This window comes from Afifella sp. IM 167 (assembly GCF_020144925.1).
In the GTDB taxonomy this organism is placed as follows: Bacteria; Pseudomonadota; Alphaproteobacteria; order Rhizobiales; family Afifellaceae; genus Afifella.
In genome coordinates this window covers 33360-47395 of sequence record NZ_NSLC01000003.1, presented here as the reverse complement: position 1 = coordinate 47395, position 14036 = coordinate 33360, and the positions used below count along the sequence as shown (strand labels likewise).

Here is a 14036-nt window from a genome sequence, read left to right as displayed (position 1 = left end):
TTCTTCTTCTTTTCAGTCCGGCTTCCTCCTTTCTCGTTCGAATAATCTGCGGCGCCCCCTATTGCAGGGCGTTCGGCAGCCACAGGACGATCTGCGGGAACATGACCAGGGCCAGCACCACGAGGAGCTGCAGGAAGACGAACTGGGTCATGCCGAGATAGATGTCCCCCATCTTCCATTCCGGCACGACGCCCTTCAGGAAGTAGGCCGACAGCGCCATGGGCGGCGTCAGCCACGAGGTCTGCAGCGTCACGGCGACGAGGATGGAGAACCAGAGCGGGTCGTAGCCCATCTCCACCATCGTCGGCAGGAAGATCGGCACGATGACGAGCACGATCGGGATCCATTCGAGCGGCGAGCCGAGCAGGAAGACGATGAAGAGGATGATGAGCAGCATCACCGTCGGCGGCAGCGACAGGCTGAGAAGGTATTCCGTCAGAAGGTCGGCGCTGCCGAGCCGCGAGAAGACGGCGCCGAAGAAGTTCGCCGCGCCGAGCAGGAACATGATCATCGAGGACAGGAGCAGCGTCTGGAAGACGCACTGCTTGAACGATTTCCAGGTCATGCGCCGGTAGGCGATCGCCAGTACCAGCGAGGCGAGCGCGCCGCAGGCGGCCGCGTCGGTCGGCGTGGCGATGCCGGCGATGATGACGCCGAGCGTGAAGCAGATCACCACCATCACCGGCACGATGCCGAGGAGGAGCTCCAGCATCTTCTCCCCGAAGCTCGTCTCGCTGAGCTCCTGGCTGGTGAGCGGCGGCCCGAGCTCCGGGTTCATGTAGCTGCGCACGAGCGTGTAGACGATGTACGTCGTGGCAAGCACGAGGCCCGGCACGATGGCCGCGGTGAAGAGGTCGGAGACCGGCACGCCGACGACCGGACCCATGACGATGAGCAGGATCGAGGGCGGAATCAGGATGCCGAGCGTGCCTCCGGCGCCGATCGCCCCGGCCGACAGGCGGGTGTTGTAGCCCGTCTCCCGCATGATCGGCGCGGCCATGACGCCGAGCACCGTGACGGAGGCGCCGACGATGCCGGTGGCCGCGGCGAACAGCGTCGCAACGAGAAGCACGATGAGATAGAGCGAGCCGCGCAGGCGCCCGAGCAGGAGCCGCAGCGCCCGGAACATGCGGTCCATCAGGCCCGAACGCTCCAGCACGAAGCCCATGAACAGGAAGAGCGGGATCGCGGCGAGCGTCGTGTTCCGCATCAGCGAGAAGAACTGATACTGCATGAGGCCGACGACCCGGTCGCCCATGCCCATGTAGCCGAACACCAGCGAGACGAAGATGAAGGTGAAGGCCATGGGATAGCCGGTCAGGATGCCGGCGAAGATGGCCGCGAGCGAGACGAGGCCGAGGACGGGGTCAGACATCGACGCCCCCGTCGCGGAACGGCCGGTTCGCCGCGATGCAGTAGCAGCTCTTCAGGAGCTCGGAGACGCCCTGGACGAGCAGCAGCGCGCCGGTGATCGGCATCACCGCCTTCAGCGGATAGATGATCGGCATCATCGGGCTGGTGGGAATGCGCTCGCCCTGCATCCAGGAGGTGCGCGCATAGATGAAGGTCGCCTCGGTGAAGAAGAACATCGCCGGGAAGAACAGGAAGAGGATCATCACGCCGTCGATGACCCCCTGCCAGCGCGGCGGCAGCACGTTGAAGAGGAAGTCGGCGCGCACATGCCGGTCCTGGCCGAGCGTATAGGCCGCGCCGAGCATGAACAGCGCCCCGTAGAGCATGAAGGTGGCGTCGTAGGCCCACATGGTGGGGCTGTTGAAGCCGTATCGGGCGACCACCTCGTAGACCAGCGCGCCGATCATCGGCACGATCAGCCAGGCGGCCGCCTTGCCCACGATCCGCCCCGGTATGTCGAGGAATTCGGTTGCCCTACGAAGGCGACGTTCGCTCGCCTCGCTCATCCCCATAGACACATTCCCTCCCCTTCGACGGCCGTGCGGCCTGCCGGGTTTTTTTGTTCGCTTTTGTGATTTTTGCCGTGCCGGAGCGGGTCGTTGCCCGCGCCGGAAAACCCTCGCCCACGCCGTCTTTTCTTGCCGCGGGCAGGCTTTGGGTAAAGACTTCCTCCAGGCGCGGACCGCCCGATCTGAGGGCCATGTCCGACAAGCGCCGAGGAAGGCGCCCCGCGAGGCTTCTCGCGGTTGCGAAATCGGAGGACGGGCGGAAAAAGCGAGCCGTTTTCAAGGCCTTGTCACTTGCCCGGCAAACCGCTCCCTCTCCGATCAAGGTTCCCGTCCCCTTCGCAGATGCGCAAAAAATGATGCTTGCAGGCTCAATAAACGCGCATTAGAAACAGTTTGCAAGACTTATAAAAGACAAAAGAGGGACGGGAACGCTTTGGGCGATCTCGATTTTGACTACGTCGTCGTCGGCGGAGGATCGGCGGGCTGTGTCCTTGCCAACCGCCTCAGCGCCGACCCTTCGGTGAAGGTCCTGCTCTTGGAGGCGGGGGGCCCCGATTCCAGCCTCTGGATCCACATCCCCGTCGGCTACTTCAAGACGATGCACAATCCGAAGGTGGATTGGTGCTACCGCACCGAGCCCGATCCCGGTCTCAACGGCCGCTCGATCGACTGGCCGCGCGGCAAGGTTCTCGGCGGCTCCTCCTCCCTCAACGGGCTCGTCTATGTGCGCGGCCAGCCGCAGGATTACGATCGCTGGGCGCAGATGGGCAATTCCGGCTGGAGCTGGGACGAGGTGCTGCCGCTCTTCCGCCGCGCCGAGGATCAGGAGCACGGCGAGAGCGCCTTCCACGGCAAGGGCGGCCCGCTCTCCGTCACCGATCTGAGGCTGACGCGCCCGATCTGCGACGCCTGGGTCGCGGCCGCGCAGGATGCCGGCTACCCCTTCAATCCCGATTGCAACGGCGCCACCCAGGAAGGGGTCGGCTATGTCCAGCTCACCTCGCGCGACGGCTGGCGCTGCTCGTCGGCGGTCGCCTTCCTGCGGCCAGCGAAGTCCCGCCCGAATCTCAGGATCATCACCCGCGCCCGCACGACGCGCCTGATCGTTGAAAACCGCCGCGTTGCCGGCGTCGTCTTTCGCGATGCGGAGGGCGGCGAGCAGACGGTGCGCGTGCGCGGCGAGGTCGTGCTCTCGGCCGGCTCCATCAACTCCCCGCAGCTCCTCATGCTCTCCGGCATCGGCGAGGCGGCCCAGCTCGCCGCCCACGGCATCGAGGTCGTCCGCGACCTGCCGGGCGTCGGCAAGAACCTGCAGGACCATCTGCAGGCCCGCCTCGTCTACAGATGCAACGAGCCGACGCTGAACAACGAGGTGCGCTCGCTCCTCGGCCGCGGCCGGATCGCGCTCGAATACGCCATGAAGCGCCGTGGCCCGATGGCCATGGCCTCCAGCCTCGCCATCGGCTTCTTCAGGACGCGCCCGGAGCTCGAAACTCCCGACGTGCAGTTCCACATCCAGCCATGGTCGGCCGACAGCCCCGGCAAGGGCGTCCACCCCTTCCCCGCCTTCACCGTCTCCGTCTGCCAGCTCCGCCCGGAAAGTCGCGGCGAGATCCGCCTCGCCTCGGCCGATCCCACCGCCTATCCGACCATCCATCCGAACTATCTGGCCGCCGAGACGGACCGGCGGACCATCGTCGCCGGCGTGCGCATGGCCCGCGAGATATCGCGCCACGAGCCGCTCGCCGGCAAGATCGTCGGCGCCCATTCACCGAGCGACGCGCTTTCCACCGACGCCGAGCTGCTGGAATGGGTCCGCGACACGGCGACGACCATCTACCACCCGACCGGCACCTGCCGCATGGGCCGCGACCCCAGCGCCGTCGTCGACGAGAGGCTGCGCGTGCACGGCATTGCGGGCCTGCGCGTCGCCGACTGCTCCATCATGCCCGAGATCGTCTCCGGCAACACCAACGCCCCGGCGATCATGATCGGCGAGAAGGCGAGCGACCTCATCATCGAGGACCGCCGCGCCTGACCCCGGGCGCCCCCCCACACCGCCCAACCCACGGAGAAAACATGAAAACGAGACGCATGACCGGGAGCGAGGCGTTCACCGAGGCCCTGCGCCTTGAGGGCGTGGAGGTCATCTACGGCATTGTCGGCTCGGCCTTCATGGATCCGCTCGACATCTTCAACCGCGCCGGCATCCGCTTCGTGCAGGTGCGCCACGAGCAGAGCGCCGCGCTGATGGCCGAGGGCTACGGGCGCGCAAAGGGCGTGCCGGGCGTGTGCATCGGCCAGAACGGGCCGGGCGTCACCAACCTCGTCACCGGCCTTGCCAGCGCAAAACTCAACCACACCCCGGTCGTCGTCATCACCCCCGCCGTGCCGAGCACGCTGATGGGCACCGGCGCCTTCCAGGAAATCGACCAGATGGACATGCTGCGCTCCGTCACCGTTCATCAGGTGAAAGTGGAGCGCGGCGACCGCATCGGCGAGGCGATCCGCACCGCCTTCCGCGCCGCCTGGGCGCTCGGCGGCCCGGCGCAGGTCGATATTCCCCGCGACTACTTCTATGCCGAGTGGGACGAACCGGAGCTTCGCCCGCACCAGTACCGCACAGACGGGCGCCGCGGCGGCGCCCCCGCTGGCGAGATCGAGAAGGCGGCCGCGATGCTGGCCGAAGCGAAGAACCCGGTCATCCTCGCCGGCCTCGGCGTGGTGCGCTCCGGCGCGGCGGAGAAGGTGGCCGAGCTCGCCGAGATGCTCGGCGCCCCCGTCGCCACCATCTTCATGCACAACGACGCCTTCCCGATGAACCATCCGCTCGGCCTCGGCCCGATCGGCTATCAGGGCTCCAAGGCGGCGATGAACGTCGTCTCGCGGGCCGATACCATCCTGGCGCTCGGCACCCGGCTCAACGCCTTCGGCCTCAACACCCAGTACGAGATCGACTTCTTCCCCGAGGATGCGAAGCTGATCCAGAACTCGCACGATCCGATGGAGCTCGGCGCCCAGAAGCCGATCGCCCTCGGCCTTCTGGGCGACACCGCCGAGGTAACGGCGCAGCTCGTCGAGGCTCTCAGCGGCGCCGCGATCTCCCGCGACGTCGGAGCGGTGAAGGCCGCCGTCGCGACGGAGAAAGACGCCTGGACGAAGGAGCTGGAAGAGATGTCCGACATCGACGGCGAGGTCATGCATCCGCGCCGCGCCGTCATGGAGATCGCCAAGGCCCTGCCGGAAAACGTCACCGCCGTTCTCGACATCGGCAATGTCTGCGGCACGGCCGCGGCCTATCTGCGCCCGGAAAAGCCCGGCCGGTATCTCGGCGCCGGCTCCCTCGGCGGCATCGGCGTCTCCTATGCGACGGCGATCGGCGCCAAGATGGCGCAAAAGGACGATCCCGTCTGCGTCATCATCGGCGACGGCGCCTGGTCGATGACGCTGCAGGAGGTGATGACGGCCGTCACCGAGAAGGTGAACGTCGTCGCCATCCTCATGAACAACAACGTCTACGGCGCCGAGCGGCGCAACCAGTACGATTTCTTCGACGAGCGCTATTTCTGGACGGAGCTGGAAAACCCCTCCTTCTCCGAGATCGCCCGCAACATGGGCGCGGTGGCAAAGCGCATCACCAGGCCGGAAGAGATCGCCCCGGCCCTCGCCGAGGCCTTTGCGAGCGAGGCTCCGGTCGTCCTGGAAGTGATGATCGACGGAAAGGTGCTCTCCGAGCCCTATCGCCGCGATGCGCTGCGCCGGCCGAAGCGGCACCTGCCGCTCTACCGCAACTGAGGCGGCGATGCCGAGCGCACGCGAGGCTTACTGGATCGCCCACGTCACCGTCACGGACGAGGCGCAATACGCCGCTTACCGGAAGATGGCCGCCGAGGCGGTTGCCGCCCATGGCGGAAAGTTCCTCGCCCGCGGCGGCCGTTACCGGCAGATGGAGGGAACGGATCGGCCCTGGAACACCGTGGCGGTCTTCCCGAGCTTCGAGAAGGCCGTCGAATGCTACGATTCCCCCGCCTACCAGGCGGCGGTGAAGATCGCCGCCCGCGCCTCAGAGCGCGAGCTCGTCATCGTCGAGGCGGGCTGAGGCCCGCGGCGCGGGATCGCCCGCTTCCCCGCCCGCCGGGCCATGCGGGCAATAGGGGCCGGGCCCGCACAGCCTGCCGGAGGCGAACCAGGAATCGCGGAAGCAATGGCCGCGCTGGACGGCGCAGCGCTCGAAATCGGGACAATCGTGGCAGATCGTCCCGGCAAAGCTCTCGCGCGGCGGATAGGCCATGGCGCGCGCGGCCGCGCTGTTCCACACATCCATGAGCGACTGGTGCGCGAGGTCGCCGACGACGAAGGGCGCATGGTGGGGCACCTGCTCGCACAGGGTCACCTTGCCCTCCGGCGTGACGAAGATCGCCGATCGCCCGCCCGAACAGGCGCCGCGCCCGGAAAACCAGAAGCGGCGCTTCTCCTGCGCGCCCATCGCCTCGGCCGGCTTCAGCCGGCCGTAGAGGATGTCGACGCCGCGCGGGGCCCATTGCGCCTTGAGGCGCGATATCTCTTTCTCAAGGCAAGCCGCCTCCCTCTCGTCGAGGACGTACTCGCCACTGCCGGTGTGGTGGGAGGCGAAAGCCGGCGAGATCTTCATCTCGGTGATGCCGAGCCCCGCGAGCATGTCCACCGTGGCCGCGATCGTCGCAAGGTTGTGGCGCGTCACCACCGTGTTGGTGCGCACGTAGAGCCCGGCGGCCCGAAGCGCCCGGATGCTCTCCACCAGCGCCGCATGGTGGCCCCGGCGGCCGACCATCCTGTCGGAGATCGCCGGATCGGCGCTGTCGATGGAGATCTGCAGGTAGTCGAGGCCGCTCGCGGCGAGACGGGCCGCCTGCGCCGGCGTCAGCGGCACCTTGGTGGAAACGTCGGTGACGAAGCCGAGGGCGACCGCCTCCTCGACGATGGAGAGGAAGTCGGTGCGCGCGAAGCCGTCGCCGCCGCACAGATTGACCTGACGCACCCCGGCCTGCCAGGCCTGCCGCAGAATGTCGGCGATCCGCTCCAGCGACATTTCCCGCCTGCGGCCGGCATCCTGGCGCGGAGCGTAGCAGTAGAGGCAATTCGTCTTGCAGCGCGAGGTGGGCTTCAGGATCATCGCGAACGGCGCCTCGAACCGGCTCGAAGGGTCGAGCCGGTTCGCCGCCAGAACGAAATCCTGCGGCTCGTAGCGCCGGCAGGCGCCGTCTTCGGAAACGGCCTCCGTAACGATCTCCCGGCGCGGATCGATCCGCCCGAGAAGCCGCTCCAGAAAGGCTCCCGCTGCCTCCGGTTCTTCCGAGGATACGAGGGCGAGCGCCGCCAACACCTCGCGCCAGTTCCGCCGGCCGTCGATCAGCGCCAGCCCCACCGCCTCGCACGGATGCAGGACGCCCGTCCTCAGGCTCTGATGCGGCAGGAAGGCGAAGGCGATCTTGTCGCTTTCTCGCCGCATGAAGAAGAAGCGGCTGAGCCGCGGCACCGCTTCCGGTTCGCAGATACGCATGACAAGCCCTCTTCATGCGGGCCTCGTTGTCTGGGCCTTCTCGTGGCGGGAAGGCGCCGCCGCCAGACGGTCGGGACGCGGCGCCCGAAACGCGGCGCCCGAAACGCTGCAGTGCGGCGTTCGCCGGTGGCGCGGCCCGAAAAACCTAGACCGAGCTGGCGCAGGAGCTGCAGACGTCCGAGCCGCAAGAACCTCCGTCGGAGGCGTTGAGGCAGGATTCGTTGCCGCAATCCCCGCCACCGCTGTTGACGAGACAGGAATTGTCGGAGCAGTCGCCGCCCCCGCCGGAATCGGAAGAGCAGTCGGCCCGGACGCCGGGCACGTTGACGCCGGCCTGCTTGAAGGTGAGGCCAACTTCCTTCATCGCCTTGCCGACTTTGCGCAGGGCTTCCTCGTCCTTCTTCTCCACCAGAGCGTTGAAACCGTCACTGAACCACTTGGCGTAGCTTTCCATGGTGACCTCCCGAAAGTTCTGCGGTCGATGAATTCCTGCCAGATCGATAGAGGAGAGAGGATAGCCTCGCCATTAGCCGGCTACTTCGTGTCAAAACGGCGCAATAAGTTTCCATTAAACAAATTATTAGGAACGAAGCGGCCGTTCATACTGTGGGAGCGATGCCCCCGACGATAGTGCCCCGGCGATATGCGGCGCACGCACGATCAGGGCGTGCCGGCACGAGCGCGCCGTCCTGCCAGAGACAAACTGTCCGCTGCCGCGCCGGGCGAAGGCGCGCTAGAGTTCTGTCTCGGCCGGATGGACGCCACGGGGGGTGTTCGAACGGGCGCCGGCGAGGGCAGGAACGGGGACCGTCCTGTCCCGATACGAGCGCCTTGGCGGGCCGGATCGGCGAGCGCGCTCTTTCTCCCGCGCTCGCCTCCGGACTGCAGCCACCTTCCGGCGCCTCCGGCCGCACTCGGATCGGAGGCAAGCATGGTTGCCACTTTTTTCGGTGTTATCTTCAATCTCGTCGGGATTCTGCTGCTCTTCCGGTACGGCCTGCCGCAGATCGCGCTTCCCGGTCAGCCCGGCGCGAAGATGCCGGAACGCGAAACGATCGATGAGATGAACGTGCGCCGTTCGGGCGAGATCGGCCTCCTGCTCCTTCTCCTCGGCACGCTGCTCCAGGCGGTCGGCGCTTTCGCGGCATAGAACCGTTCGCTTCTCGCCCGTCGCTGGAAGCTCTATGCGCTGATCCGCGCTTCGCGGGTCGAGCGCAGCAGCGCCTCGGCTTCGGCCAGCGGCACCGGGCGGCTGTAGTAGAAGCCCTGTCCGATCTGGCAGCCGAGATCGGCAAGACGCTTGTCGAGTTCCGGCGTCTCCACGCCCTCCGCCGTCGTCTCGATCCCGAGCGCCCTGGAAAGGTGCAGCACAGCCTCCACGATCGCCTGCCGGTCCTTGTCCTCCAGCATGCCGATGATGAAGGAGCGGTCGATCTTGAGGGAATCGAGCTTCAGTTCGCGCAGATGATAGAGGCCGGAAAAGCCCGTCCCGAAATCGTCGAGCGCGATGCGCACGCCCGAGGCCCGCAATTCGTCGAGCACGGCCCGCGCCTCGGACATGTTGTCGACCAGCGCGCTCTCCGTCAGCTCGATCTGCAGCCGATAGGGAGGAAAGCCGCTCGCGCTGACGGCCGAAAGCAGCATGGCCGGCAGGTCCGGATCGACGATCTGTTTGGCCGCCAGATTGACCGAAAGGACGAAGTTTCCCGGCCATCCGGCCACGACGGCCGTCGCGTCGCTCAGCAGCCGCGAGGTGAGCGCTCCGAGCTTGCCGCTGTCCTCGGCGATCGGAATGAAAAGGTCCGGCATGAGAAGGCCGCGCTCCGGGTGCTGCCAGCGGGCGAGTATCTCAAAGCCCAGCACCTTGCCCGAGGAGAGGTCGATCAGGGGTTGGAGGAACGGTTCGATCTCGCCGCGCGCGATCGCTCCGTCAATCTCGTTCTCCAGCGTCACGCGCTCCAGGAGCTCCGCATCCATGCCGGCGCGGAAGAAGTGAAAGCTGCCCCGGCCCTGCGACTTCATGTGGTACATGGCGATGTCGGCGTTGCGCAGCAGCGTATCGGCGTCGCGTCCATCCTCCGGATAGACCGCAACGCCGATGCTGGCGCCCAGGGAAAACCGCATCTGGTCGATCTGGATAGGCTGGGAAAGCGCTTCGGCGAGCTGTCGCACCAGGCGCAGAAGCTCTGGGGAATCGGGGGCGAGATCGACGATCGCGGCGAACTCGTCTCCGCCCAGCCGGGCGACGAAGCCATGTCCGTCGAGGAGCGCCTTCATCCGCTCGGCCAGGATGCACAGGGCCTCGTCGCCGACCTGGTGGCCGTACATGTCGTTGACCGGCTTGAAGCGATCCAGATCGATGAGGAAGACGGCGCAGGGAGCGTCTCCATCGGGCACCGCGTTGCGATGCGCGAAGACCTCGAAGAGCTGGCGCCGGTTGGGAAGGCCGGTCAGCGCGTCATGGCGCGCGAGCCGGCCCGCCTCCCGCTCTGCACGTTCCTTCTGCACGATCCTCCGGCGAAGCTCGAAGACGCGAAAGATGGAAAGGAGGAGAAGCACGACGGCGAAGAGACTGAGCCCGCCGAAGACCTCGTCGAGCTGCCAGCTCTCATGGGCGCGGCTGTAATGGTAGAGCGCCTCGAACAGGTTCGTGTTGAAGCTGATGGCGTAGGCCACCAGAGCCGCGAATGCGATCATCGCCAGACTGCGTATGATCCTCATGCGCTCCCGTCTCCAGACTTGCTCCTCATGCGCGTCACAAGCGCGCCCGGCTTTCGCAAAGAATCCCATCGCCTCTCGAAAAGATGCGGCAGCAGCTTTCGCCTCGCCGCCCGATGCCCCACGGGTTACACTCTGCGACTGAATGGTTTCAGAGTCTTGAAGGCCGGGCGGGGAGAATGCCCGCCCTATTCGGCCGCCTCCGGCAGCGCCGGCGCCTCGGCCGGCCTCCTGAACGCCGCGAGCAGCCGTTCGCGCTCGGCGAGCGCCGCCTTCGCCTGATGCTCCTTCACATGGCCGAAGCCGCGCACTTTCTGCGGCCAGGAGGCGAGCGCCACAGCGATGTGGTGGTTCTCGCCCGACAGCGCGTCGGCGATCTCGGCAAGGTCGGCCTGGTAGTCGGCGAGAAGCTGCCGTTCCCACCGCCGCTCGGCGAGATAGGAGAACGGATCGGCGAAGGTGCCGCGCAGGAAGCGCATGGCCGCCAGTGGTTTCAGGACCCGCATCATCCACGGCCCGAAGCTCTGTTTTTTCTGATGGCCCTTGGCGTCGCGCCGCGCCAGAACCGGCGGCGCCATGTGGAAGTCGAGCCTCGCATAGCTCTCGAAGGTGCCGGCAAGCTCGCGCCGGAAGCTGCCATCCGTGAAGAGCCGCGCTACCTCGTATTCGTCCTTCACGGCCATCAGCTTGAACAATGAATGGAGGACGGCCTCGGCAAGGCCGCTCTCGCCGGGCGCAAGGCGCGCCTCCGTCTCGGCCATCTCCTCCACCTTCTGCCGGTAGCGTCTGGCATAGGCGCGGCTCTGATAGCCGGTGAGGAATTCGGCGCGCCGCTCGAGCAGCGCCTCCAGCCCCTGCTGCTCGTCGAGCCCGTGCCCGGCCGGCTTCGCCATGCCCGCCGCCCTCTCGACCGCGGCCCGGTCATGGGCGCTCGCCCGGCCCCATTCGAAGGCGGCGAGGTTCATCTCCACGGCGACACCGTTGAGGGCGATCGCCTCGTGGATAGAGCTCCTGGAAAGCGGGATGCCGCCCATCTGCCAGGCATAGCCGGCCATGAACATGTTGGAGGCGATGGCGTCGCCGCAGAGAGCGCTCGCCAGTCCCTGCGCATCGACGAAATGCGCCAGCTCTGCGCCCGCCCGCCCCTCGCCGGCACGCTCCTCGCCCAGACGGTCCTCAATGGTCTTCCTGAGCCGGCGCGACGGCAGGGTGAAGTCGGCGTCGCGGGTAAAATCGCCCGGATAGGCCTCGTAGGTATTGGCGAAGACCTTCGTCTCGCCCGGCCGCATCGCCGCGAGCACCTTCTGCGAACCGGCGACGACGATATCGCAGGCGAGCACCGTATCCGCCTCCTCCGCGCCGACGCGGATCGCATGGATGTCCTCGGCGCTGGGCGCGATTTTCATATGGGTGGTGACGGCGCCGCCCTTCTGGGCGAGCCCGGCCATGTCGATGATGCCGATCCCCTTTCCTTCCAGATGCGCCGCCATGCCGAGCACGGCGCCGATCGTCACCACGCCGGTGCCGCCGACGCCGGTGATGAGGAGGCTACGGACCCGCTCCACCGGCTCGATCACGGGCTCCGGCACCTCCGGCAGGGCGGCCCGGTCGACGCCGACGCCCTTCTTCAGGACGCCGCCATGCACCGTCACGAAGGAGGGGCAGAAGCCGGAAAGGCAGGAATAGTCCTTGTTGCAGCTCGACTGGTCGATCACCCGCTTGCGACCGAACTCGGTTTCGAGCGGCTGCACGGCGACGCAGTTCGACTTCACCGAGCAGTCGCCGCAGCCCTCGCAGACGAGCGAATTGATGAAGACGCGCCGGTCCGGATCCTCCGCGAGGCCGCGCTTGCGGCGCCGGCGCTTCTCGGCCGCGCAGGTCTGGTCGTAGATGAGGGCGGAAAGACCCTTCACCTCGCGCATTTCGCGCTGGACGGCGTCGAGTTCGGAGCGGTGGTGGATCGTCATCCCCTCGGGCCAGCTGGTGCCTTTCGGGTATTTATGCGGATCGTCGGTGACGAGCGCGATGCGGCTGGCGCCTTCCGCTGCCACCTGCCGGGCGATCACCTCCACGGTGAGGCCGCCCTCGTTCGGCTGGCCGCCGGTCATGGCGACCGCGTCGTTGTAGAGGATCTTGTAGGTGATGTTGACGCCGGCGGCCTTGGCGGCCCGGATCGCCAGGTAGCCGGAATGGTTGTAGGTGCCGTCGCCGAGATTCTGGAAGACATGCTCGCGGCTGGAGAACGGCGCCTCGCCGATCCAGTTGGCGCCCTCGCCGCCCATCTGGGTGAAGCCGTCCGTCTCGCGCTCCATCCACTGCGCCATGTAGTGGCAGCCGATGCCGGCATAGGCGCGGCTGCCCTCCGGCACCAGCGTGGAGGTGTTGTGCGGGCAGCCGGCGCAGAAATGCGGCGTGCGCACCGCCACGCTCTGCGTCGAGTGAAGCACGTTCTGCGCCCGCTTCAGCCTGCCGAGCCGGCCGGCGATCGCCTCGTCCGGCGCATGGCGCATGATCCGCTCGCCGATGGCGATGGCGACGTCGTTGGCCTCCAGCGCCCCCTTGGCGGTGAACAGGACCCGCTCTTCCTCGTCCTTCTTGCCGAGGACCATCGGCGCGCCCGCCCGCCCGTAGAGCTGCTCCTTGATCTGCGTCTCGACCAGCGAGCGCTTCTCCTCCACCACGATGATGGTCTCAAGCCCCTCCGCGAAGGCGCGGATCCCCTCCGGCTCCAGCGGCCAGGGCGCCGCGACCTTCATCAGCCGCAGCCCGAGATCGGCCGCCCTCACCTCGTCGATGCCGAGAAGGTCGAGCGCCTGGCGCGTATCGAGCCAGCTCTTGCCGAGCGAGACGACGCCGAGCCGCGCCTGCCGTCCGCCGCCCATGACGGTGCGATTGAGCCGGTTCTCGCGGATGAAGGCGATCGCCGCCGCCTTCTTGTAGTCGTGCAACAGCGCTTCCTGCTCCAGAGGGTGCAGGCCGCGGCGGATGTTGAGCCCGCCCGGCGGCATGTCGAACTCCGGCAGCCGGATCTGAACCCGCCCGGCGCTGCCGTCGACCGAACCCGTCGATTCGATGTTGTCCTTGATGCATTTCAGCCCGACCCAAACGCCGGCGAAGCGCGACAGCGCATAGCCGGTGATGCCGTAATCGAGGATTTCCTGCACGCCGGCCGGGTTGAGCACCGGCATCATGGCGTCGACGAAGGCGAATTCCGACTGGTGCGCCGTGGTCGAGCTCTCGCAGGTATGGTCGTCCCCCATCAGCGCCAGCACGCCGCCATGCCGGGAGGTGCCGGCGAAATTGGCGTGGCGGAAGACGTCGCCGGAACGGTCGACGCCGGGCCCCTTGCCGTACCAGAGCCCGAAGACCCCGTCGTAGCGGCCCTCGCCCCTCAGCTCCGCCTGCTGCGAGCCCCAGACGGCCGTGGCCGCCAGATCCTCGTTGAGGCCGGACTGGAAGCGGATGTCGTTCTCGGTGAGGAGCCTGGCGCTCTTCCACAGCTGCTGGTCGAGCCCACCGATCGGCGAGCCGCGATAGCCGGAGACGAAGGCGGCCGTGTTGAACCCCGCCCGCCGGTCGCGCTCCTTCTGCATGAGGAGGAGGCGCACCACCGCCTGCGTGCCGGAAAGGAAGACCTCGTCCTTGCCGAGGTCGTACTTGTCTTCCAGGCTGACAGCTCTGAGCGTTTCCCGCTCGGCAAATCTCGTCGGTCCCGAGACCATCGTCCCTCCCGCCCGGCGCCTTTGGCCGAGATTAGCAGATCTCGGGAAAATTTGTCGCAGGCGCGGAGAAAATCCATTCCCGCTTTTCTTGTTCCGGGAGAGATTTGTCTCGTTTGGCCCCCATAAGCGGAGCGT

General features: G+C 67.0%; 10 protein-coding genes. 4 read left to right on the top strand and 6 right to left on the bottom strand.

Annotation, left to right across the window (positions count from 1 at the left end):
* Positions 1 to 58 precede the first annotated feature (58 nt).
* Positions 59 to 1375, bottom strand: coding sequence for a TRAP transporter large permease subunit (locus tag CLD20_RS05425; protein ID WP_224405590.1), 1317 nt, complete (start codon positions 1373 to 1375; stop codon positions 59 to 61).
* Complete coding sequence (locus tag CLD20_RS05420) at positions 1368 to 1919, bottom strand: TRAP transporter small permease subunit (RefSeq protein ID WP_224405589.1); 552 nt, start codon at positions 1917 to 1919, stop codon at positions 1368 to 1370. Before CLD20_RS05420 ends, CLD20_RS05425 begins: the two co-directional genes overlap by 8 nt.
* A gap of 436 nt (positions 1920 to 2355) precedes the next feature.
* Between CLD20_RS05420 and CLD20_RS05415 the strand changes: the two genes are divergently transcribed.
* Genes CLD20_RS05415 through CLD20_RS05405 form a run of 3 tightly spaced genes read left to right on the top strand, consistent with a single transcriptional unit; the run spans position 2356 to position 6021 of the window.
* Positions 2356 to 3960, top strand: a complete 1605-nt coding sequence (locus CLD20_RS05415) for a GMC family oxidoreductase (RefSeq protein ID WP_224405588.1) — start codon at positions 2356 to 2358, stop codon at positions 3958 to 3960.
* Between the two features lie 41 nt (positions 3961 to 4001).
* The gene (locus tag CLD20_RS05410; RefSeq protein WP_224405587.1) at positions 4002 to 5717 is read left to right on the top strand and encodes a sulfoacetaldehyde acetyltransferase; all 1716 of its coding nucleotides are present in this window, start codon (positions 4002 to 4004) and stop codon (positions 5715 to 5717) included.
* Positions 5718 to 5724: 7 nt separating this feature from the next.
* On the top strand, positions 5725 to 6021 hold the full coding sequence (locus tag CLD20_RS05405) for a DUF1330 domain-containing protein (protein WP_224405586.1): 297 nt from the start codon (positions 5725 to 5727) through the stop codon (positions 6019 to 6021).
* Here CLD20_RS05405 and CLD20_RS05400 read toward each other — a convergent pair.
* Together CLD20_RS05400 and CLD20_RS05395 are read right to left on the bottom strand one after the other, a co-directional pair.
* Positions 5986 to 7461 carry a radical SAM protein gene (locus CLD20_RS05400; RefSeq protein WP_224405585.1) on the bottom strand — a complete coding sequence of 492 codons (1476 nt, stop codon included), beginning with the start codon at positions 7459 to 7461 and terminating at the stop codon, positions 5986 to 5988. The genes CLD20_RS05405 and CLD20_RS05400 overlap by 36 nt on opposite strands.
* 145 nt (positions 7462 to 7606) lie before the next feature.
* Entirely contained in the window at positions 7607 to 7915 is a 309-nt protein-coding gene (locus CLD20_RS05395) for a hypothetical protein (RefSeq protein WP_224405584.1), read from the bottom strand.
* Positions 7916 to 8392: 477 nt separating this feature from the next.
* On the opposite strand from CLD20_RS05395, the gene CLD20_RS05390 reads away from it, so the two are divergent.
* Positions 8393 to 8611 (top strand): hypothetical protein, encoded by a 219-nt coding sequence (locus CLD20_RS05390; protein WP_224405583.1) that lies wholly within the window; start codon positions 8393 to 8395, stop codon positions 8609 to 8611.
* Positions 8612 to 8643: 32 nt separating this feature from the next.
* Here the strand turns inward: CLD20_RS05390 and CLD20_RS05385 are convergent, their stop codons facing one another.
* Positions 8644 to 10182 carry a bifunctional diguanylate cyclase/phosphodiesterase gene (locus tag CLD20_RS05385; RefSeq protein WP_224405582.1) on the bottom strand — a complete coding sequence of 513 codons (1539 nt, stop codon included), beginning with the start codon at positions 10180 to 10182 and terminating at the stop codon, positions 8644 to 8646.
* Positions 10183 to 10367: 185 nt separating this feature from the next.
* Positions 10368 to 13901: an indolepyruvate ferredoxin oxidoreductase family protein gene (locus CLD20_RS05380; RefSeq protein ID WP_224405581.1), complete on the bottom strand. Its 3534-nt coding sequence runs from the start codon at positions 13899 to 13901 to the stop codon at positions 10368 to 10370.
* Positions 13902 to 14036: the final 135 nt, after the last annotated feature.